Source organism: Paenibacillus sp. NRS-1760 (assembly GCF_050467785.1).
Classification (GTDB): domain Bacteria; phylum Bacillota; class Bacilli; order Paenibacillales; family Paenibacillaceae; genus Pristimantibacillus.
The window spans coordinates 349,990-371,688 of record NZ_JBITPK010000007.1; the positions used below are offsets into that span (position 1 = coordinate 349,990).

Genomic DNA, 21,699 nt, shown 5'->3' on the forward strand with positions numbered 1-21,699 from the left:
AGTCGTGCCTATATTTCCTATAATGGCAAATTGATCTTCTGCACAAAATGGCACTCCTACATGATATCAGCAAAATTGTTGTTCGTGACGATGTTTTATTCAAAGAAGGCAAGCTGACCGACGAAGAGTTTGATCAAATCAAGCTCCATCTATTATATTAGGGAAAGAGTTCTGTTTGGAATAATATTTGACAGAACCTATTAAAAAAAGCTCCAAAAGGAGCCTTATCATTACTCTTCTAGTTCACCAGTTTATTTATAATACCATGTTATCGACGTAAAGAATTACTCTTTTAACATATGACTTTTTTTCATTTCGAAGTAGCTGCAAAAAACAAACGTCAGTCCATTGTTGGGCTGACGTTTGTATGTGAATATTATTTCAAGCCCGTATTGGCAATGCCTTCAATAAACTTATTTTGAGCCAGGAAGAAAACAACCAGAATCGGGACAGTTGCTATGGTCGAAGCGGCAAGCAGCAGCGGCCAGTCCACGCCGGTATCCGTAGTAAGCAGCGATAAGCCGATCGGCAGCGTGAACAATTCCTTCGTATTTAAATAAATAAGAGGTTCAAAAAACTCGTTCCAGCTATTCATGAATGTAAAGATGCTTACGGTTGCCAATGCGGGCGTAGCAATCGGGAGCATAATCGACCTGAATGTGCGCCACGGCGAACACCCGTCTACTTTGGCTGCTTCATCCAGTTCAATAGGAACTGTAATTAGAAACTGACGTACGAGAAATACGCCGAACATCCCTCCCGCTCCAAGCATTGGCGGAAGAATTAGAGGAATATGCGTATCGATGAATCCGAGCTTTGACATCCAGTTGAATAAAGGAATGGCCGTAACTTCCGTAGGAATCATCATCCCGCTAAGCAGGAACAGAAAGATCACATTTTTGAATGGAAAGTGCAATCTGGCAAACGCATAGCCTGCCAATGCGGACAAGAAACATGTGCCTGCCGTGACGAGCACCGCGATATATATACTATTAAAAAAGTAGAGATGAAACGGCATTTCCGTAAACACGCGAATATAATTGAACCATTCCCAAGCCTCTGGTATCCATTGGGGCGGAAATAGAAACACCTCGGAATCCGTCTTCAAGGATGTGCTGACCATCCAAAAAAAAGGGAACAACACGATGAAGGAAACGATTGTTAGAACCAGATAGGATGCAAGGTTGGATGTTATCTTTTTATTGTTCATAATGTACCCATCTCTTTCTCAGTTTCCACTGTATCAAGGTCAGAACCAGGATAATGCTGAACAAAATAAATGCCAGTGCCGATGCATAACCGAATTCGTAGGAGCGGAACGCTTGTTTGAAAATGTAGAAGACCATCACGTACGTGCTAGTTCCCGGCCCTCCGCCTGTCATCACATAGATTTGTCCGAACACTTTAAGAGAACCGATAACGGTTATGATCGTTATCATGAATACGGCTGGCGTAATCATTGGCAATGTAATGGATTTAAAGGTTTCCCAGCGCGAAGCACCGTCAATTTTGGAAGCCTCGTAATAATCCTTCGGCACATCGTGCAGAGCGGCCAGGAAGATGACCATGTTCATGCCCACGCCTTTCAGTGCACTGACCACTATAACGGTAGGCATCGTCCACGTTTCCGAGAAAAGCCAGGCAATCTCCGTTCCACCAAACGTTCGGATCAGCAGATTGACTAATCCGCCGTCCGTAGAGAAAATAAACTTCCATACGATCCCCCAAACCACGAGGGAAACGACTACAGGCGTAAAGATCGCTGTCCGAAACAAGCCGATGCCCCATATTTTCCGTTTCAATAGCATGGCCAATAAAAGCGATAAAACAATGTTCAGCGGGACCAAGCCCGCAGAGAAATATACGGTATTCACGACCGTATCCCAGAAGACAGGATCATCGCGCATGGCGTAAATATAGTTTTCTAAACCTATATATGCTGTATTTCCAAATAACGACCAATTCGTAAAGCTCATCACGAAAGCGTAAACGATCGGGCCAAACAGAAAGATTATATATCCCGCCACAATAGGCAGTATAAATAAATACCCCATCCACATTTCTTTTGATTTCAAAGATGCTAAACCTGCAGACTTACCTCCGGCCATTCGCGCCTACCCCCTGTTGTCAATATGACGCAACCCTCCCTATAATTTACGAGATCGCCCTATTGTTCATATGGCGATCTCGCAATGCTCCATCGTTCTGGAAGGTTATTTCAATAGAGGATTAATGCTGTCTTCCATAATTTTCAACGCTTGCTCGGTTGTCGTGGAACCGAGCAATATCGCATCCATGTTTAATGTCACCTGCTCGTCAATCTTGACCCAGTTCGGATGGGAAGGCCTGATTTTACCTTCGGCCAACCGGTCGTACGCAGCCACTTTCATCGTTTCAACGGTCGGGAACGGGAACTTGTTGAGATACTCATCGGAGTACAGGACAGACTTTCTCTGCGGCACAAAAAACTGGGCTACTTTAGCTGCATTTTCCTTATTACTAATAAATTTTAAATATTCCAATGCTTCTTCCGGATACTCTGCGTCTTTGAAGATCGAATAGCCTCCAAAGCCGATAGGCACCGTGACGCCATGGTCGCCTTTCGGAAGCGGAGCAATATCCCATTCGAAATCGACTTTGTCACGATAAGCGCTTGTACGGGTAACGTTCTCAAACGCCATACCAAGCTTACCTGTATCGAAAGTTAACTGCTCACCGATGCTTGGATGCGCTTTCTTATCGAGCAGCCCTTTAAAGAGATTGATCGCTTTGGCCGTCTCCGGCGTGTTCATAGCGAATTGCGTTGTGTCTTCGTTGAAGATTTCGCCACCCATCGCCCAAATCAATGGAATTAGATTGTCGGACCAGTTGGAGGAACTTTGTATGAACTTCACGCCGTATACCCCTTCTTGCGGTTTGGAGATCGCTTCGGACGCTTTGACCATCTCATCGTAAGTCCAGTTGCCCTCTTCATAAAGCTCCATTGGCGACTTCAATCCATTCGCTTCAAACAGTTTTTTATTGTAGAAAACGACCTGAGGCGGCGTAGAGAATGGAATGCCGTAGAGTTTGCCGCCCTTTTCAAATGCAGTGAGCGTGGATGGTATTATATCATCGAACGCATAAGCCGTGTCCTCTTTCACGGACGAAATATCCAGCAGCTGGCCCCCATTCATAAATTGTGGAATCATGCGCTCTGAGATCCATACGATATCTGGCGAGGTTTTGGTCGCTGCCATGATCGCCAGTTTCTGCTGGTAGTCCGCCCACGGAATCACGGAAGTTTTGACTGTCACATTCGGATGGAGCTTCTTGTATTCCTCAGCAAGCTCGTCATACAACGCCACCTGGGCATCACTGCCCCAAACGGACATTTCAAGCTCTATAGGATCTTTTGACTCAGCAGCCACTTCCGTACTCGGCGTATTGTTCGCTTTTTCCTTGTTTGCCATTGCGGCGCCATTATTGTTATTTCCTTTTCCTCCACATGCGCTCAGCAATCCGAGCAGCAATACAACAGACAGCAAGACAAACCCATATTTCTTCATTTTTATGCCCCTCTCTACGTTTGTAATCGCTTTCTATCACTAGTATAAATCTGATGGCTTCCAGAAAAAATAACACGAAATCGAGAAAAACTATGTAAATTCGAGTACTTTAATAGAACCAGTTGAATAACAGAACATCGGCCTAAGCCCGCGTAACAAGGACTTAGGCCGAGAAGGTTCCTAATCGTTGACGAAGCCGACAAACACCTCATTGATTCTGGCCATCATATCGTTCAAATTGCCGTTGCCCCATGACGGACGGACAAAATGGAAGCGCAAGTCAGTCGTCACGACGGGGTTTTCCAAATTCAACGTCGTATACTGACCCAAAAAAGCGTCCTGATCATTATTTCGGACTTCGGCTATCGTCTTCCATTCTCCGTCTTCCAAGATCTGCAGATCAAAATCTCTGACATGCCAGTTGGCCGAGCCTATAACCGGTACATGTCCGCTCCACAGCTTCACTTGGTTGATCGTTTGCTCCGTTGTCCAGCCCAGCATCAGATAAGGTATTTGGGAGCCGTTTGATATCCACCGGGTTTCCAAGTTTCCGTCAAGTACTCTATCTTTTGTATTTGTACCCAGCGTTGAATCGACCGACAACTGCGCAGTAATCGCCAGATTATTGGTTACATTAAGAATGAACTCTCCAGTGCGAGCAACGCCATCCAAGAGAACAGTTGCTTGCAATGCTGCTTCTCCAGCTTGAAGCGCGGTAACCACGCCCGTATGATTAACAGTCACTATATCCGGCGTCAGACTTATAAAAGATATGTCCGCATTTTCCAACGAAACGTCCGATCCTGTATTGTATGTGCCGGTCACATGCAGTTGGGTAGTCATGCCCGGCACCAGCTGCGAACGATCCGCCGTTACCGCTACGGCCGCAAGTTCAACGGGAGGGTAAGTTTCAACCCGCAGGTAAGGCCTAAAGCTGGAGTCGGATCCATTGTATAAATGCGTCAAGTAACCGGTTTGATTGGCATTCTGGGCATAAGCAAGCGATATCGTCCGATCGCCATCCAGACGTTCTTGCACGAGCACAGTCGCATCGAATACATACCAGGCGTACTCGCCTTTATTATTCAGCTGCACAGTCGAGAGCTTCTGACCAAGCTCTGGCGGAGACTGGTACGTATTCCATTGCATGGTATCGCTGTCCCAGTCATTGCTATCCACTGCATAGAGAGAAGTTGCAGCCCCCGTCTCTCCAGCAGGGCTCTCTAGCGCTTGTCCATACACATAGAGCCATGCGGCAGCCAGCTTGCCTTCAATGGAATTCAGATCGAATTGCTGATAGCTTCTCACCGATTCGCTATCATCTCCGCCTTTAATCTGTAAGAGATTCGCAACCGTGGCGTTCTGAGCATTTTTCTGTACGCTTGCCGCCCTGGTCGCCGGTATCCGTTCGGAAACCGCCACTTTATTCTCATAATCCGTCCCGGTATTTCCACTGATCTCATTGCCGAAGAGACGAATATTCGTGCCGTGTGAGATCATAACGCCATTCGTATTTCCTGTAACATGATTGTCCTGAATGACAATATTCTCGGGTATGCCTGCGCCGTTCCCGGCGTTGGTCGGATCGCCGTCGTCTTTCATTGCAATTATACCCCAGAAGTCGGGAGCCGTATTGTTCACGATCTGATTGCCCTTCACAATCGTTCCGGGCGCATTTTTCAGACGTATTCCCTGGCTCCCCGCGTTCGTGAATCCGGTAATGATATTATTCTCGATAATCGTATCAGGAGATCCTAAGTACACCTGTACCCCATACCGTTTCACATTCTCGATTAAATTGTTATGAATGTAATTGCCTGGTCCAGCGGCATCATGCGTAGCGCCCGGATTGCCGACGCCGACAGCCGCTTCGCCGCCGCCAACGATATGATTGTCTCTTACTTCATTCATATACTCGTCTTCTCCGTGGAAATCGATAGCGTCTAATGCCGAGTTCAAGTAGTAGTTTTTTTCAATGAGATTGTTATGGGTGTAAGAATGCGCCATCGTTCCGTGACGAAGATAGGGACCGATAAACTCGTTGTTGCGAACAACATTGAAACGAGAGTCGTCATTTCTGCCGAGCCGGCTTTCCTTGGACTTGCCTTCGATGGAAACGCCATAACCGTTTCCGCCCTCGGCTAAGTTCGTCGCGTTGCGAAAAAGCGAATTTTCCACAATAACATCATGACTGTTCGTAATGACAACGCCGATCCGTTGAAACTTCTCGATCGTCAGTCCATCCAGTGTAATGTTATAGGACGGTTTGCCGGAAGCGGCGGTAATCATGATCACCTGCTTAGGTCCACCCCGATCCGGATTCGCAACCGACGTATTCGTTGAATAATTCAAGTCCCAGCTGGACGTAATTGTCATGTTGCTGATCTTAATATTGTTTTGTCCGGCCATGCGGAATACGATGCCTTCAACCGTAGCATATTCTCCCTGTTCATTAGCATGGTCGGAAACCAGCAGAACGCCATCCTGGCTCTCGCCGCGCATCTGCACGCCGGATTTCATAATGAAATGGGTAACTCCGTCCCTATCTGTGCTCGTTAATTGATAGTGTCCGTTCGGAATATACACTTCGTCCCCAAGCGTCGCTGCAGCCAGTGCAGCCCGGATAGCTTGAGCGTCATCTATTCCGTTGTCGGCAGGATCGGCGCCGAAGTCCAGGACATTATACGTAGTGCCGGTCACTGTCTGAGCCTCATGCGGCACATGCGGTGCGCCATCCGCATAATAGAGACCTGCTTTTGTCGGAATTGGGGAATCCGGATCCGGTCCCGTTGGCGGAATCTCCACATCCCTTAATATAAACCCGTCCACATGGGGAGGGTAAATCTGAATTTCTGAAATGCTTGTCCATTCGCTTGCTCCGCGCCCGACAACCCGTACATAACGGGCGGTGACGGCTTCAAAACCAAAGGCCTCAACCTGGATCGTAGTGCCGCTGCTATCGCCGCTGTATATGCGGGTCCAGTTGGTCTGGTCGTTAGAAACCTCGATATCAATAGTCTTGCTGCGATTGTCTCCCCGGTAGAAAGCGACTCCCAGATAAGAAACCAGCTGTTCCGAGCCCAGATCCAGTTCAATCCATTGCCCGTCATCATACGCCGACCACCTTGTCTGAATATCCCCGTCAATGGCATATTCCGGAATATTGGAATCGCTGCCGCTGGCCCTATAACCCGCGATCGTCAGCGGGGTTGCGCTCGTCGTCTCCATGACGTGAACATCGAATGGCGGTTCCGGCGCAACACTGTAATCGTCCGGGGCGCCGTTCTCGAAATCCTCGAATACGATTTGGTTGGCAGACTCCGCATCGGCTTCGGCCTGCACGCGGCTCGAGCCCATCAAACCCGTGAACAGCATACTCAGGATTAATAATAACGCTGTAGATCTTTTTGCAAGACTAGTCATTATCCACCACATCCTTTCTTTCATGTCATTTCATTAGTTCTTCTCTTACAGTTTTTCTGTAAGCGCTTCCAACTAAACCCAGCCCAAGCTTCCGCTTACACCTCCCGAATATCCGAATGTAATCCTTCTGTCGCAATACATGAAGTCTCTGCACCAATTGAAAGCGCTTAACAATAAGTATACAAGTCAGCCTGTCAGTGAAAAACAACGTATTTTCGAGAAAAACTACGATATTCATAGCATCTGTTTTGTTTGGTGCTCAAAGATCTGACCGGCCTCAACTCAGCGGCCTTTTTCTATATTCAGTAGGCTTCGCTCCACAATGCTGCCGAAACACGGCCATAAAGTGATTGGCGCTGGCATAGCCGCAAAGGTTGGCGACCTCGTATATTTTCAGATGTGTATGGGTCAGCAGCTCCTTGGCTTTACTCATCCGGCAGGCCGTCACATAATCAGAATAGTTTTGTCCGGTTTTCACCTTAAACAATGTGGATAAATATTGATGATTCAAATGCACCTGCTCCGCAATGAATGGAAGTGAAACATCCTGATCCAGACAAGAGACGACCAGTTCCTTCACTCTTCGAATCGTCAGATCTTCATGGGCTGCTTCGGCGTTAGGCGTCTCTACCGCCCGCTCGCGGTCCAGCCGCGCTTTCAAATTCAATAGAAAATGGGAAAGCTCAATCCGGTCCACCGGCTTCAGGATGTAATCCGACGCATTGTGACGCATCGCCGCCTTGGCATAAGTGAAATCTTCATGCCCGCTGATGATTAATACAGGAAGGCTCGGATACAACCCCCGGACATGCCGCAATAACTCGATTCCGTTCATCTGGGGCATACGGATATCCGTAATCAGCAAATCTACCGATTGCATTCTGAGAAGCTCCAGCGCAGCGATACCGTGCTCCGCTTCCGCGGTTACCCTGTAACTGCCGATCACTTCCTCGATCATTATCTTTAACCCTTCCTGAATTTTCTTCTCGTCTTCTACCAGCATCACATTGTACATTCCAATTCCCCCTATCGTAATGGCAGCCGGATTCTCCATTGTGTTCCGGAGGCCTCATCGCTCTCCACGCTTAAGCCGTATTCCACACCATAAAGCAGTTGAATGCGATGGTGAATATTTTTGATGGCATAACCTTTCAGCGTATCTCCAAACTTTGGACGGCTGCCGTCCCGCTCCGGCTTGCACAACATCTGATGGCGAACCTCCAATAAACGTTGCGGCGGCATCCCCACCCCATTATCCTGTACAGTCAGGAGCAAATCCTGTTCCAGCACGGATGCCCTGATCGTTATCGTTAATCCGCTATTGCCCATTCCGTGCTCCAATGCATTCTCAACCAGCGGCTGAAGCAGCAGCTTTGGTACAAGACAAGATTCGAAGGACGGATCCACATACATTTCCGAATTCAGCTTCTCGCCATGCCTGGATAACTGAATTTGCAAATAAGCGTTAACGAACCGTATCTCCTCCTTCAATTGCACCGGTCGTTCCTGCTTGTCAACCGTGTATCTCAGCATTTTCCCCAAACTGGCAACAATATCGCTGATTTCGAGATTTCTCTCCTTCAGCGCCTGCATGCTTACCAATTCCAACGTGTTGTACAGAAAATGCGGATTAATCTGGCTTTGCAGAGCCGACAGCTCGGCTTCGCGTTCGCGCAGTTTCGTTTCATATACCTCCTTGACCAGCCGCTCCACTTCCGTCACCATCAGATTGAAACCCTCAGCCAATTGCCCGATTTCATCGCGATTCATCAAGCTCAAATCTGCCCGTTCGCTGAAAGCCCCGTCCTTTACCCGCCGCATGCGCGACTGAAGATAACGGATCGGCCTAACCAGCCGCTCTGACGTGAAAATCGCAAGCAAATAGGCAATGATAAGCGATATGACTGAAATGAGGATCGTAAATCCGACGATTTCCTTGCCGCCCCGTTGCAAATCGGCTATCGGGATAAGTCCGTGAATATTCACTTTCGTTGATTTCGAGTGCATGGTTGTGTACAGATAAGTCTGGCCGTTCCAATCTATCGTTCCGTCCCCCGGACCAATATCCGGGAAATTAACCGGTTCATCCGGAAATAACAGCTCGCCGTTATCCTTTGTCAAGTAAAACTGGCTGTTTTCGCTGAGCCATACTTCTGACAATAACGCTTCGAGCTCTTTCATGTTAAAATCAATTTTGACGACCCCAATGCTTTGGCCCGTTGCAGGGTGATTCAATGCTCTGGCAGCGGAAATAACCCGTTCCGATCGTTTGTAATAAGTCGTCTCGTGAGGTTCAATAATGACAAGCCTACCTTCCGCATCCAGCACCTCCTGCATCCAGCTATTCCCTTTCTCGTTCCAATAACGCTGCGTCAGTTTTTCTTGGACGCTGAACATAATGCCGTCGCGGGTGAAAAAGATCATTCGTTCAATTCCGGGCTGATCCAATGTGAGCGAAGCCGCTACTCTTGCCATTTTGGTAATTTCCGCCGACGGAATAAGCTTCTCCTCGCCTGGTTCTTCATAACTGTGCTTCTCCAAAATCCGCAGCACGTCTTCGTTATACAAGGGAGCCACAGTTATTCTGTCCGCATCTTTTATCGTATTTTCCAAATTAATTTTCACTTGATTCATAATTTGCATGGAGTACGCCCTGGAGTTTTTTTCGGTTTCCTCCGCAAATTTATTGTAAGTGCTGATTCCGCTTATCAGGAATGGAATGGTGATAAGCAGAACGAACATGGTAATAAATTTGGCTCGTATCGAAATATACCGCTTCATTTCACCGATTCCTCCTGACAGATTCTAAACTTAAGCAGGTACTATCACATGGTAAAAAAGGCCGCTCATCCGGTAGAATGTTTGTTTTCCAACAAACTTCCGATACGAGGCGACCTTATGAAAAAGTCTACCATGTCCCAATTATTACTTCAATTGAATTTGGCCGTAATCTTACTGGCGGATGCGCGCTATACAGTCTGACCACTGCGCAGCAGCGCGCCGTTATGAATGAGCCGCTCCTGCAGCTGTCCAATGTCGATTTTTCCCGGTGATATACCCTGCTCCCATGCCATTGCTGCCGCCGTACCCGCAGCCTGTCCCGTCGCCATGCAGCTAGGTGTCAGACGTGTCGTTGCCAGCGCCTCATGCGTCGTCGAGATGCAGCGGCCTGCCACAAGCAGATTGTCAATGCGCTTCGGCAGCAAACAGCGGTAAGGAATATCGTATGCCCCGTCTCCCTGGACCCATGCGGCCTGTACGCCCTTGCCGGATGGATCGTGAATGTCGATGGGATAGCCGCTTCGTGCAATGCAATCGTCGAACGCGCGTCCATCTACAACATCCTGTACCTGGAGTGAATAGCAGCCGTCTATTCTGCGGCTCTCGCGTATGCCGATTTGCGCTCCGACCGAAGAGATGGAAGCGTTCTCGAAGCCTGGCAAGCAGCGGGTCATGAAATCAGCGACCATGCGCACCTGCTTCCTGCCCTGCACCTCTCCTTCCGTCAAATCCTCCAGTTCAGTTCCGTCCAGCCCTTGAACACGAGTCGTATTGACAAGCACTTCGTCCGGTCCCGGACCTGTGAAGAAAAGGACCTGGTCTCTGTTAATGGGCAGGTCAGCCTCCTTCCAATGCTTGAAGTAACCCAATACGCCGGACAATGGCAGTTCCTCCAGCTCATCGAAAGGCGTCTTCTTGTAAAACTCGTCTGGATGGTCGATCATATACCGTTTAACTCTCGCCAGGTCAACGCCTCTCATTCGGAACTTCATCGTCATCGGCTGCGTCAAATTGTCGCTGTCGCGTCCTTGCAAGCACGGTGCGCCTGAGAGATAGGCTAGATCGGCGTCCCCTGTCGCATCGATGAACTGCTTCGCTGAAATTTCGTACTTCCCGGACTTGGTAGCGAGTCGTACCGTTTCAATGAGGCCTTCCCTGGTCTGCACTTCGTCCATGAAGCTGTGCAGCAGCACCTTCACGCCCGCCTCGCGCAGCATATCGATAATTAACACCTTATACACTTCAGGATCATAAGGGGTGATCGTCTTTACAAAACCTACCGTATCGCGAACGTGACCGGGCGAAGCTCCCTCGGCCATCAAGCGGTCTACAATCTCCTGCGCCGTTCCGGCAATGACCTGCTTGCCATCCATCGTGTGAAAGGTCATCCATGGATAGACCAGAGCAGCAGTCGACATGCCGCCAAGAAAACCGTATCGTTCAATCAGCAGCGTTCGCGCCCCGCTTCTTCCAGCTGCCAGCGCCGCATTGATGCCCGCCGGCCCTCCGCCGCATACCACAATATCCGTCTCTATTTTTCTCATGCTTAACCCCTCCTCTGAAAGTACTTTCATTATAGGAGCTGGGGGGACTTCTAAAGTAGTTTAAGTTTAGTTTAAAATAGAGCAATCAAGCGTTAGCGAGGACGATAGCTTTACGTTCGCATCCCCTAACCAAACGGAGAAAAGTGGAAGGCGGTTTTGAAATTGGGAACTCGTAAATCGATTACTCTGCACGATCTTTCCAAAGAACTTGGTCTTTCGATTCAGACCATATCCAAGGCGCTGAGCGGACGAGCCGGCATGTCCGAGGAAACGCGGAGCCGCATTATTCGAACAGCCTTCGTACGCGGCTATTTGACTGTATCTCAGGCACGTGAGATGGTCAGCCGCGGCATCGCGCCTTATCCTGCCTTCCAGTTTCGATTTGTATTGATACAATCCCGGCAATCTATGAATTACAACGTATTGTTGACAGAGGGGTTAAGAGAGAGGCTCGATCAATTGGAGCATCGACTGGAAAGCTATGTGCTGGATGAGGATGTGCCAGATCACGCATTCTCGGACTGGATGGAGCAGCGTAATTTGCCGACGGCGGACGGTCTGTTCATCGCGCCCCGGCTGCTCTCGGACTCCACGGAGCGCAAGCTGTTCGAGCTGCCTTTACCCAAGGTGCTGATTAATTATCCAAGACCGCTTTCCCGAATCGACAGCGTGATCTGGGATGTGTTCGAAGCCGTCTGCATGGCCGTGGACCGACTCGCGCAGCTTGGCCATACCCGTATTATGTACGTAGGAGATATTCACAGCCAGCGGGGGTATACAAGAAGATGGCAGGCGTTTGAGGAAATGATGGGTGAGCTTCAGTTGGATCATGACGCAGAACTGCAAATAACAGACGTTTGGGACGAGTGCATGCTGATCGACAAGCTGCGCAGTAGCCAACCAACAGCAATCATTGCCGGCATCGATGAAGATATCGTAAGGTTGTACGACAGCCTTACCTCCCTCGGTTATCGCATCCCGGAGGACATCTCCCTAGTCGGCTTGGCCAACGGACCGGTGGCGGCGATACCGCATTTAAGCCGCCCTCAGCTTCTGATCAGGGAGACCGGATATAAAGCGGCTGACAAAATGCTGTGGCGCCTCGCCAACAATGGCGAGCCTTGCGAGCATATTCGTATTGCCGGCCCTTTCCATAACGGGCAAACCATCCGGCGCTTCAGCTGAGAAGCGCCGTTATCGTTTGATGTTCGGACGAGCTGCTATACCGGTTGTTCGATTCGCGGCTCACTGAGGTCCGCCTTTTCCGCAGTCGCGTTCTCAGGCTTCACCGAACAGAGTCGGTTGCAAATTTGACATTAAATGATATAGATTGGTAAAGCTAGTTTGTACGCAGCCCATCGGTGCTGTTCTGCAAACATCCTGTTCTACTACGTACCACTCGACTCCGTTCTCCTCTCCCCAGCGAATAATCGGTTCGAAATCAATCGATCCTGTACCGATTTCTGCGAATGCCTGCTCACCGTCTGCGGTCATATCCTTCATATGGATAATCGGCATCCTGTCCGCATAGGGCTTGAAGAATGATGCAGGCTCAAAACCGCCCTTCTGAAGCCAATATACATCCAGCTCTGCAAGGATTTCATTGTCTGCACCAGCCTCAAGCAAGTACGAAAGCGCGTCCTGCCCCTCAATCACCGTTTCAAATTCAAAAGCATGATTGTGATAGCTGATTCGGAAGCCTTCACCCTTCAGATGCTTCGCAATACCGTTCAAATCTTTCTTCAGTTGTTTATATCCACCTTCATTTCGCAGCTCAGCGGGAATACTCGGGCAAATAATATCCCGTGTGCCAAACAGCCTAGCGTCCGAGACCACTTTGCCTATGTTCGCTACAATGTCATGGAAACCAACATGCATGCCTGCGGTCTTCAATCCAACTTCGTCCAAAACCGCTTTGAGTTCCTGCGGGTCATAGCCTTGAAAGCCCGCAAACTGTACGCCGCCATAGCCAATTTGACTTATTTTACGAAGAACTCCCGGGAAATCTGCAAGGCACTCCTCGCGAAGCGTATACAATTGAACCGCAATCTTATCCATTAACAAACTACCATCTCCCTTCAATTCATTAATCCCCAGTATAGTGACAACTGATTTAGAAGTGAATATCCGATTCTCTGCTTGTTGACTTATTTTGCAACATTTATGATAGTAGAAATAGTTTACTCACTTGGAGGTGGCAGCAAATGATGGACGCATCGTGGATCGATTGCCTGTTGATCGGTTATTCTCATCATACTTCTCCATTCACCGGCTCCTTACAAAAGGGTACAGCCGACAATCGCTTGCTCCTGCGCTTCCAGGTAAAAGGGACATGCCGTGTCGAGATTAATGACGAGACATTTGTTGTGCAACCCGGTGATCTGATCATCCGCAAGCCAGGGGAATACTACCGGTTAGTGGTTGAGGCCGATAAAGACGCTGAAGCCTCTCAGCCCATTGAGAGTGCCGATTACTACTTATCCTGCAGCGGAGTATGGACTCAGCAGTGGTGCAGCAGAAATAATTTTCCAAGCAAGGTTCATCTGGATACGGCGGAAGACTTCTTGGCATTGTGGAGAAAACTGATGTATGAGAAGCGGAATATTCATGGGGATAATGCGGAAATGATGGACGCTTTGATCAAAGTTTTATGTCTAACTATCGAGAGGTATGTTAGGAAGCAGACGGTGGCGGCCTCCAGGCCTGAGCTCAACATTCCTTACAAAATGAAGCAGTATTTGGAGAAGCATGCTACCGATCCTCTGACGCTGACCCATATCGCCGAACGTTATGGCATCAGCGTATCGACAGCCTCCCACTTGTTCAAGCAAGCGTTCGGGCAATCTCCAATGCGTTATGTCATTGAGATCAGACTGTCTATTGCCTCGGAGAGAATTCTATACAGCGACATGAAACTGGAAGATATCGCCGAAGCCTCCGGGTTTCGCAGCTATCCTTATTTCAGCCGCGCCTTCCGGAATCATTTTCACACCAGTCCCAGCAAATACCGCGTTCGGAACCAGCTTCGCATGGTAGAGAATCCTTAACTTGGAACGAAGCATCTATTATATTACCGCTGCTCCCCGCTACAGCCTTAGGCGGTATTGATGCGGAGACACGCCCATAATCCGTTTGAACAGGCTAATAAAATAAGAGGTGCTCGTAAACCCTACCTGCTCGCCGATCATTTCTATGGATTTGTTTGTCGTTTGAAGCAGACTGCAAGCCTGCTGCATTCTGCGGGCTGTCAAATAACCGGTAATGCTGCTACCCGTCTCTTGCCGAAACAGCCGGGACAAATAAGATTTTGACATATGGAGTTCGTCCGCAAGCAGCTCCAGCTGAAAGGGCTCCCCGTAATGATTTTCAATCCATGCCATAACACGTTCCGATTGGCGAATCGGCTTCATATGTTCCTCCTGCTTGGGCCCCGGAATAACCTTTCGTTTAATTAACGACAACACCTTTAACAAATAAAGCGCGCTCTGCTCTTCGTTGCTGCTGGCGGAGGAAGCTAGCAGGCTATTCTGAAATGCGGAGCAAGCGGCATTCAACTCTTCATTGCAATCGATCATATCTATGCCCTGCAAAGCGATAAGGCCTTGAAGCATTCGTTTATAGACGTCATAAAGAGCCGGAAACGTTCTTAAATAGCCCTTCATAAATACAGGGTCGAAATGAAAGACGCTGCGTTCATATGGCCGGCTTTCATCCACCTCCACATAAACATTATGCAGCTGATAGGGCTCGAAATAAAACAACATCCCTGGCTTAAGCTCGTATGTCTTCTGATTGACAGTAACCGAGCCGTGTCCCTGATGCACAGCCAACACCTCGAAACCCCTATGAAAGTGGTAATACCCCTCAAAATCTTGCTGCGACCAGTTGCGGTATGACCAAAGAAAAGATAGTCCCCCGTAGTCCATTTCCTGAAACAGCGTCCCCTTCACTGACTGCACCCCTTCATTTCAACAAGTCAACAGAACAACATATTTAACCATTGTAGCGTAACTTTGTCCATTTGTCAGAGACTATAATGATAGCAAGCAGCTTAATCACAATCATGGGTCAGCGAGGAGGCTTACTACAAAATGAATCAGGCATACAAAGAAAAAATATTGGTGCAATTAACCGAAAAGATAGAGCGCATGATAAACCAAATTGGCGATAAAACGCCCCATGTGGCAAAGGCCAACGGCATCTATGACAGCACAGACGATAACTGGTGGACGTCCGGCTTCTGGCCCGGCATGCTCTGGGTTATGCATGATGCAACAGGGAAAGAGTCATTCAAGGCAGCTGCTTGGGAATGGGACGCCAAGCTAGAGCGTTGCTTCTGCGAGCATCCCGTACACTTGCATCACGATGTCGGCTTTCAGTTTCTACCGACTGCTGTCATCAAATACGAATTAACGGGCGATCAGGAAGGTCTGCGAATCGGTTTGGAGGCAGCTAACTTCCTCGCGGGCCGCTTCAACGTGAATGGCGAGTTTATTCGTGCGTGGAACGGGCAAGAGGCCCTCGGCTGGGCCATTGTTGATTGCATGATGAATATCCCCCTATTGTTCTGGGCAAGCCGCACGACTGGCGACCCGCGTTACAAGCATATCGCGATACGTCACGCGGACACCTTCCTCCGTTACGCCATTCGCGAGGACGGCTCGGTATGTCATATTTTATCTTTTGATCCGGAGACGGGCGCGTTTATAGAACCGCTGGGCGGTCAAGGCTTTTCCGGCTCTTCAGCGTGGAGCCGAGGCAATGCCTGGGCGCTTTATGGCCTCGCGATTGCTTACCGATGCACCGGACTTGAGCGTTATTTGCACGCGGCGAAGCGGGTTGCGCATTACTTTGTCGCCGCCCTGCCGGAAGACCGTGTGCCGTATTGGGATTTCCGCGTAGAAAACATAGAAAACGAGCCGCGCGATACTTCCGCTGCCGCCATCGCAGCATCCGGTCTGCTCGAACTTACCGAGCTGGTTCCATCCGCGGAACGCCGGATCTATAACGCGGCTGCTGAGAGAATCCTGTATTCACTGAGCGTGAATTATGCAACCTGGGACAATCCGGACCATGAAGCAATTCTTCTCCAAGGCACCGGACATAAGCCTGAAAACGCCAACATCAACGTATCGCTTATATACGGAGACTACTACTTCGTAGAGGCATTCGCCAAGCTTAACGGCTGGAGCCACAGAATCTTTTAACCAGCCTCGTTCCTTTGGTCATAGCAGGCCACGTACGAAGTTTCTTAATTGCAAAATAAGAGCCATCCGGGAAAGAAACTTCACTCCTCGGATGGCTCTTCAACATTTATTTAATGATCCTAATTATCGCTTAATGAGCTGGAAATCATCATAATGAAAACCCGGAGCAACGACACATGAAACAAGTACAGGCTCGTCCCCTAGCAGGTGGGACATTTGCCATTCGTTAGCCGGCACTAATGCTTGCGGCTGATGACCTGCCAGCACATCAGGTCCAACAATAATTTCTTTTCTGGTTTCCGGCGCATCTTCGGTACCGCCAAGCGTAAGCATTAATGGACTGCCCGAATGCCACATCCACAGCTCGTCTGAATAAACCTTATGCCAATCTGAAAACTCACCTGGATGAAGCATAAAATAAATTGATGATGCTGCGAAGCGTGGTCCTGAATAAGGAGCTCCAAGCACCTCCTGCGGTATTGTGAAACCAGCCTTCCAAATTTCCTTGTACCAGCCGCCCTCGATATGCTCCTTCAAACCAAGCGTTTGTACGAGCGGTGACAATTGTTTCACTTCTGCTCCCATCCATTTCAACCTTCTTTCTCTCTTTTTCGTTCTATTCGCCTTAAAAAAATCGTTTACTTATTTTATAACGCTTATGGTTTATCGTCAATTCATTAAACAGCTGGGAATAGAGGGCAATAATCAATTTTTCTTTGTTAATATGTAACATCGCCTTTTTAATTTTCTATTTATAAGTTATACTTATATTAACGAAATCTTTTGGAGGTGGACAGATGAACAATGGCATACATGATTTCAGCCCTATTAGCCGCAAGCATTTAATGAACTTGTTCCTTATTGTTCCGCTGCTGCTCGCAGCGCTGTTCGCCTACCAAGCAGGCAATATGTTTGAGTTAACAGCTGGTGCAAGCCGCATTACTGCGGCAGCCAAATATGCGACGTCAACCGTACGCAAACAGAGCACCACTGCCACAACATTTTTACCTGAAAACGCACTCGTTGCCGCCTATATGCATGCTCTCATGCTTATTTATTGGCGTTCCACAACCCTATCCGCACTCGTCACTACTTATCGACAGAGATTGCGCGATCTGCTCATGACTCCGATTAAATTCACTTCCCATTTCGTTGGTTAATCCTCTCATTTTGTTCGTATACTAACAACAAATGAGGAGGCATACACAATGAATATTAGAGAATCCGATCTGCCCGGCATTGGCCGAAAGTACCAAGTTATGACGAGGAGCGGCGATAAGTTTGTCATTATTATTCATGATGACGGACGCCGTGAGATGTATCACTTTGACTATGAGGATCCAGATGATAGCATTTCCATGGTTACCCTAGAGGATGAAGAAGCAAGACAAGTCGCTGCCATCATTGGCGGTATGACTTACAAGCCGAAAGCGCTTGAAACGATTGAAGTCGCACTCGATGATCTAACGATTGAGTGGTACAAGATTGAACCAAACGCCGCATGCATTGGCAGAACAATCGGCCAGGCCGATATTCGCCAAACGACTGGAGCGACCATTATCGCTGCAGTTGAGAAGGAAGCAAAACATATTAATCCCGGCCCCGACTATATATTCAAAGCAGATACTACCCTCATCGTTGCAGGTGAACGCCAGCATCTGAAGCTACTTAAGCTGATGCTGCAAAATGGGAGCCGTTAATTATGGATCACATGGTGCTGGAGATCGGTCTTGCTGTTATACTCATCGCCTTAGTCGGGCTGTTAGCTGCAAAAATTCGATTTTCCGTCATCCCGTTTTATATATTAATCGGCATGGCCGTAGGTCCACATGCTCCGCACGTAGGCATACTGGACTTTAGGTTTATTCATAGTGCAGAACTAATTGAATTCATGGGGCGGCTCGGCGTGCTGTTCCTCCTGTTCTATTTAGGTCTGGAGTTTTCTGTGGGTCGATTAATGAAATCGGGGCGCTCAATAGCGGTAGGCGGAACGATCTATATTCTGATCAACTTTTCACTTGGCTTATTATTTGGCTGGATCAACGACTTCCCTGTAGCGGAAACCATGGTCATCGCCGGCATTACAACGATCTCATCGAGCGCTATCGTCGCGAAGGTGCTCGTCGATTTAAAGAGGACTGCCAACCCGGAGACAGAAATGATTCTCGGCATCATTATGTTCGAGGATATCTTCCTTGCTGTATATATTTCCGTGCTCTCCGGACTCGTGCTCAGTGATTCGTCATCTTTAGGCGGAGTACTCCTGTCTGCTTCCTATGCATTAGGATTCATGCTGCTCTTCTTGATTATCGGCAGGAAGGCTGCACCGCTTCTGAACAAAATTCTCAATATTCGCTCGAACGAGCTTTTTCTGCTGCTCGTATTCGGCTTCTTGTTCCTCGTAGCAGGCTTCTCTGAAACGATTCACGTAGCTGAAGCGATCGGCGCTTTGCTTGTAGGCTTAGTACTAGCTGAGACTGTTCACATGAAGCGAATTGAGCATATGATTTTGCCTTTCCGTGACTTCTTCGGCGCTTTATTTTTCTTCAGCTTCGGACTGACCATCGACCCATTCGCACTTGGCGGAGCCGTATGGCTGTCACTTGGTGCGGTTGCCGTTACACTATTCGGCAACTTCTTGGCAGGCATGTTAGCCGGTAAAAGTGCTGGCTTAACGCCGAAGGCATCGGCTAATATAGGTTTGACCATCGTATCTCGCGGCGAGTTCTCCATCATTATGGCGAACCTCGGCAAAGCAGGCGGCTTGCTTGAGCTCCTGCAGCCATTCGCTGCCTTGTATGTACTCATTCTGGCGATATTGGGACCACTTCTGACTAAGGAGTCAAAGTGGGTATTCAAAGTGTTAAACAAAGTATTTAGGTGGGAAAAAGGAAAGAAAGCACGGGAGCCTGGAAGCAAGGGCTGATCAAGCAATTAATAGAAAGGGATCTAGCCGTTGTCGGCTAGGTCCCTTTCTTTATTTTCAAATAAATTCCTATTGCTGATTCACATCAAACGTTGCTTTATGGTATGCATTCCGCCAAGCTCTGCCGTATAATCGAAGCAGAACAGCTAAAATAAGGGATCAAAATGAATGAACGAAAGGAAATTTATAAAAATGACTGCATCACTGCTATATATTGAAGATGATATCGAAATCGGAAGCTTTGTCTCACAACATTTGCAAGAGCAAGGCTATAAGGTTGAATGGTTAAAAAACGGCGAGCATGCGCTCGAGGCCGCTACAGGCTGCAGACTCGTCATCCTAGACGTCATGCTGCCAGGACTCGATGGCTTTACTATTGGACAACGTCTGAAAAAAGCAGCGCCGGACGTCCCGATTCTTATGCTTTCAGCGCGCACCTCCATCGATGATAAGCTGCAAGGGCTGCAGTTCGCTGACGACTACCTCACTAAGCCTTTCCATCCCGACGAGCTGACCGCTCGCATCGAAGTGCTCCTTCGCAGGTCAGGCGCACGCCTTGCTGAGCCTTTGGCTATTAAGCATCTATTAGTCTACGAGCAGCAAAACCGGGTGGAGAACCGCGAGACCGGGGAAGAAATTATGCTGACAGGCAAGCAGTTTCACATTTTCAGCTATCTGCTGCGCCATTTGGGACAACTGCTTACGAAAGAACAAATCTATGAGGCCGTATGGGGAGAATCTTTTATTGATGGAGATAAAACGTTAATGGTTCATATCCGTTATTTGAGGGAAAAAATCGAACGAAACCCCGCTGCTCCTGAAATTATTGAGACGGTACGCGGCATCGGCTATCGGGTGCGCGCATGAATAAGCCCAAACCACACGCTGGAGGCATGAAGTTTCGACAAACCTTATTGTCTCGCTACCTGCTTATCATTTTGTTTGCTTTTCTGTTTATTCCGATCATATTTCCGGTAGCTTCTATTCTTTATATGCTTATTCAAGAAAATACGCAAACCGCTAATATGGACTATTTAAAGTATGGCAGCGGGAAAGAATTAACTACAATTTGGCATAAGCAGGCCGCCGAGTTAACGGAGAAAGATCCCACTCAAATCGACAAAAGATTGCATGAGCTAAAACAAACTTACCCCGAGGCTTCCCTCTTCTGGGTTGACTCTGCTGGATCTACAAGGCTGCAGCTTCCTGTACAAGAGCAGCTTCCAAGCAAGTGGACACCTGCCAGCTCCATTCAATTTATGAAAGCAAGCATCGACAGCGATCCCTTTACGGTCGTATCCTTCCTTGGCGCAGACCATAAGGAACCTGGGTTCATGGTGATGCAGCTGCAGCGCTCCATCATTCAGATCGATAAGCCGGTCGGTTCAGGAACACCCTTTTATTTGGCGTTTCTGTTTATTATGTTCGCCTTTTTCTTCTTGATATCCCTGCTCTTCTTCCGGCATATTCGCAAACGTCTGCTCAGTCTGCAATCAGCGATGACGCTGCATGGCGACAACGGTCTTCCAATGCCAATCCTTATTAAGAAAAATGATGAGATTGGGCAGCTGGAGACAGCTTTTAATCAGATGGTTGAACAGCTTAAGGAAAGCAAGGAGCGCGAGCGTGCAGAGGAGGAGCTTCGCAAGCAGCTCATCGCCAGCCTGTCGCATGATCTGAGGACGCCATTAACTGTCATGAACAGCCATCTGTATTCGTTGCATAAAGAACCGTTAAGCTTGAATGCGCAAGCAGCTGTGAAGCAAATGGAGCAAAAAATAACCAGCTTAGACAGCCTCATTGAAAATTTGCTTTCCTACACGCTCATGACGAGCGGCCGCTATCCGCTTAAGCTGGAGCCACTGGATCTGCTGCGATTAGTTCGCGAGAGTGCCGCGTCTTGGTATCCCCTTTGGGAACAGGAAGGCATTGTCGCTGATGTGGAGCTGCCTGATGGCGCTATGCTTAGTGTTGTCGATAAGGCAGGTTTCCGCCGCGTGCTGGATAATTTATTTCAAAATGTGACGAGGCATGCGAGCGGCGGCAAATACATCGGCATTACCGTTGAGTATTCCCAAGGCCAATCAGCGCTCGTTATTCGCGATCATGGCAACGGGCTAGAGGCTGCTCCGACGGGCAAAGGTGCAGGCATTGGGCTAGCCATTGTCGATTATCTTCTGAAAGAAATGAAGCTCGAATGGCATAGGGATACCCAAGCTAGTGGAACGACCATATACATTTATTCAAATTGATTTTAATTTTTTAAACAA

The 21,699-nt window shown here is 48.3% G+C and carries 18 protein-coding genes; 8 read left to right on the top strand and 10 right to left on the bottom strand.

Annotation, left to right across the window (positions count from 1 at the left end):
• Window positions 1–376: 376 nt before the first annotated feature.
• The 7 genes from ACIFSR_RS05610 to ACIFSR_RS05640 form a co-directional block, all read right to left on the bottom strand.
• A complete protein-coding gene (locus ACIFSR_RS05610) occupies window positions 377–1,210 on the bottom strand; it encodes a carbohydrate ABC transporter permease (protein WP_339206473.1) in 834 nt (277 codons plus the stop codon).
• The gene (locus ACIFSR_RS05615; RefSeq protein ID WP_339206472.1) at window positions 1,200–2,108 is read right to left on the bottom strand and encodes a carbohydrate ABC transporter permease; all 909 of its coding nucleotides are present in this window, start codon (window positions 2,106–2,108) and stop codon (window positions 1,200–1,202) included. The genes ACIFSR_RS05610 and ACIFSR_RS05615 overlap by 11 nt, the downstream gene beginning before the upstream one ends.
• 105 nt (window positions 2,109–2,213) lie before the next feature.
• The gene (locus ACIFSR_RS05620) at window positions 2,214–3,548 is read right to left on the bottom strand and encodes an ABC transporter substrate-binding protein (protein ID WP_339206470.1); all 1,335 of its coding nucleotides are present in this window, start codon (window positions 3,546–3,548) and stop codon (window positions 2,214–2,216) included.
• Window positions 3,549–3,728: 180 nt separating this feature from the next.
• Window positions 3,729–6,971, bottom strand: a complete 3,243-nt coding sequence (locus tag ACIFSR_RS05625) for a discoidin domain-containing protein (protein ID WP_430055617.1) — start codon at window positions 6,969–6,971, stop codon at window positions 3,729–3,731.
• Window positions 6,972–7,248: 277 nt separating this feature from the next.
• Entirely contained in the window at window positions 7,249–7,986 is a 738-nt protein-coding gene (locus ACIFSR_RS05630) for a response regulator transcription factor (protein ID WP_339206467.1), read from the bottom strand.
• Between the two features lie 11 nt (window positions 7,987–7,997).
• On the bottom strand, window positions 7,998–9,752 hold the full coding sequence (locus ACIFSR_RS05635; RefSeq protein ID WP_339206466.1) for a cache domain-containing sensor histidine kinase: 1,755 nt from the start codon (window positions 9,750–9,752) through the stop codon (window positions 7,998–8,000).
• 188 nt (window positions 9,753–9,940) lie between these two features.
• The gene (locus ACIFSR_RS05640; RefSeq protein ID WP_339206465.1) at window positions 9,941–11,296 is read right to left on the bottom strand and encodes an FAD-dependent oxidoreductase; all 1,356 of its coding nucleotides are present in this window, start codon (window positions 11,294–11,296) and stop codon (window positions 9,941–9,943) included.
• 162 nt (window positions 11,297–11,458) lie between these two features.
• Here ACIFSR_RS05640 and ACIFSR_RS05645 point away from each other — a divergent pair, with 162 nt between their 5' ends.
• Window positions 11,459–12,481 carry a LacI family DNA-binding transcriptional regulator gene (locus tag ACIFSR_RS05645; RefSeq protein WP_430055619.1) on the top strand — a complete coding sequence of 341 codons (1,023 nt, stop codon included), beginning with the start codon at window positions 11,459–11,461 and terminating at the stop codon, window positions 12,479–12,481.
• Window positions 12,482–12,574: 93 nt separating this feature from the next.
• On the opposite strand, the gene ACIFSR_RS05650 is transcribed toward ACIFSR_RS05645, so the two are convergent.
• Entirely contained in the window at window positions 12,575–13,354 is a 780-nt protein-coding gene (locus ACIFSR_RS05650) for a sugar phosphate isomerase/epimerase family protein (RefSeq protein ID WP_430055622.1), read from the bottom strand.
• Between the two features lie 146 nt (window positions 13,355–13,500).
• Between ACIFSR_RS05650 and ACIFSR_RS05655 the strand changes: the two genes are divergently transcribed.
• The gene (locus ACIFSR_RS05655) at window positions 13,501–14,343 is read left to right on the top strand and encodes a helix-turn-helix domain-containing protein (protein WP_430055624.1); all 843 of its coding nucleotides are present in this window, start codon (window positions 13,501–13,503) and stop codon (window positions 14,341–14,343) included.
• A 39-nt stretch (window positions 14,344–14,382) separates the two neighbouring features.
• Here the strand turns inward: ACIFSR_RS05655 and ACIFSR_RS05660 are convergent, their stop codons facing one another.
• A complete protein-coding gene (locus tag ACIFSR_RS05660; protein WP_430055627.1) occupies window positions 14,383–15,246 on the bottom strand; it encodes an AraC family transcriptional regulator in 864 nt (287 codons plus the stop codon).
• 141 nt (window positions 15,247–15,387) lie between these two features.
• On the opposite strand from ACIFSR_RS05660, the gene ACIFSR_RS05665 reads away from it, so the two are divergent.
• The gene (locus ACIFSR_RS05665; RefSeq protein WP_430055630.1) at window positions 15,388–16,503 is read left to right on the top strand and encodes a glycoside hydrolase family 88 protein; all 1,116 of its coding nucleotides are present in this window, start codon (window positions 15,388–15,390) and stop codon (window positions 16,501–16,503) included.
• Between the two features lie 123 nt (window positions 16,504–16,626).
• Here the strand turns inward: ACIFSR_RS05665 and ACIFSR_RS05670 are convergent, their stop codons facing one another.
• Window positions 16,627–17,088: a cupin domain-containing protein gene (locus tag ACIFSR_RS05670; RefSeq protein WP_076268430.1), complete on the bottom strand. Its 462-nt coding sequence runs from the start codon at window positions 17,086–17,088 to the stop codon at window positions 16,627–16,629.
• Between the two features lie 212 nt (window positions 17,089–17,300).
• On the opposite strand from ACIFSR_RS05670, the gene ACIFSR_RS05675 reads away from it, so the two are divergent.
• From ACIFSR_RS05675 to ACIFSR_RS05695, 5 genes are all read left to right on the top strand, one after another.
• Window positions 17,301–17,663 carry a hypothetical protein gene (locus tag ACIFSR_RS05675; protein WP_430055634.1) on the top strand — a complete coding sequence of 121 codons (363 nt, stop codon included), beginning with the start codon at window positions 17,301–17,303 and terminating at the stop codon, window positions 17,661–17,663.
• A gap of 48 nt (window positions 17,664–17,711) precedes the next feature.
• On the top strand, window positions 17,712–18,203 hold the full coding sequence (locus ACIFSR_RS05680) for a cation:proton antiporter regulatory subunit (protein WP_339206454.1): 492 nt from the start codon (window positions 17,712–17,714) through the stop codon (window positions 18,201–18,203).
• Window positions 18,204–18,205: 2 nt separating this feature from the next.
• A complete protein-coding gene (locus ACIFSR_RS05685) occupies window positions 18,206–19,429 on the top strand; it encodes a cation:proton antiporter (protein ID WP_076268433.1) in 1,224 nt (407 codons plus the stop codon).
• 192 nt (window positions 19,430–19,621) lie between these two features.
• Window positions 19,622–20,296 (top strand): response regulator transcription factor, encoded by a 675-nt coding sequence (locus ACIFSR_RS05690; protein WP_339209475.1) that lies wholly within the window; start codon window positions 19,622–19,624, stop codon window positions 20,294–20,296.
• 26 nt (window positions 20,297–20,322) lie between these two features.
• On the top strand, window positions 20,323–21,681 hold the full coding sequence (locus ACIFSR_RS05695; protein ID WP_430055637.1) for a HAMP domain-containing sensor histidine kinase: 1,359 nt from the start codon (window positions 20,323–20,325) through the stop codon (window positions 21,679–21,681).
• Window positions 21,682–21,699: the final 18 nt, after the last annotated feature.

Coding starts and splice junctions, on each gene's coding strand:
- ACIFSR_RS05610 (WP_339206473.1), bottom strand. CDS start 1,210: ATGAACAATAAAAAGATAACATCCAACCTTGCATCCTATCTGGTTCTA.
- ACIFSR_RS05615 (WP_339206472.1), bottom strand. CDS start 2,108: ATGGCCGGAGGTAAGTCTGCAGGTTTAGCATCTTTGAAATCAAAAGAA.
- ACIFSR_RS05620 (WP_339206470.1), bottom strand. CDS start 3,548: ATGAAGAAATATGGGTTTGTCTTGCTGTCTGTTGTATTGCTGCTCGGA.
- ACIFSR_RS05625 (WP_430055617.1), bottom strand. CDS start 6,971: ATGACTAGTCTTGCAAAAAGATCTACAGCGTTATTATTAATCCTGAGT.
- ACIFSR_RS05630 (WP_339206467.1), bottom strand. CDS start 7,986: ATGTACAATGTGATGCTGGTAGAAGACGAGAAGAAAATTCAGGAAGGG.
- ACIFSR_RS05635 (WP_339206466.1), bottom strand. CDS start 9,752: ATGAAGCGGTATATTTCGATACGAGCCAAATTTATTACCATGTTCGTT.
- ACIFSR_RS05640 (WP_339206465.1), bottom strand. CDS start 11,296: ATGAGAAAAATAGAGACGGATATTGTGGTATGCGGCGGAGGGCCGGCG.
- ACIFSR_RS05650 (WP_430055622.1), bottom strand. CDS start 13,354: ATGGATAAGATTGCGGTTCAATTGTATACGCTTCGCGAGGAGTGCCTT.
- ACIFSR_RS05655 (WP_430055624.1), top strand. CDS start 13,501: ATGATGGACGCATCGTGGATCGATTGCCTGTTGATCGGTTATTCTCAT.
- ACIFSR_RS05665 (WP_430055630.1), top strand. CDS start 15,388: ATGAATCAGGCATACAAAGAAAAAATATTGGTGCAATTAACCGAAAAG.
- ACIFSR_RS05670 (WP_076268430.1), bottom strand. CDS start 17,088: ATGGGAGCAGAAGTGAAACAATTGTCACCGCTCGTACAAACGCTTGGT.
- ACIFSR_RS05675 (WP_430055634.1), top strand. CDS start 17,301: ATGAACAATGGCATACATGATTTCAGCCCTATTAGCCGCAAGCATTTA.
- ACIFSR_RS05680 (WP_339206454.1), top strand. CDS start 17,712: ATGAATATTAGAGAATCCGATCTGCCCGGCATTGGCCGAAAGTACCAA.
- ACIFSR_RS05685 (WP_076268433.1), top strand. CDS start 18,206: ATGGATCACATGGTGCTGGAGATCGGTCTTGCTGTTATACTCATCGCC.
- ACIFSR_RS05690 (WP_339209475.1), top strand. CDS start 19,622: ATGACTGCATCACTGCTATATATTGAAGATGATATCGAAATCGGAAGC.
- ACIFSR_RS05695 (WP_430055637.1), top strand. CDS start 20,323: ATGAAGTTTCGACAAACCTTATTGTCTCGCTACCTGCTTATCATTTTG.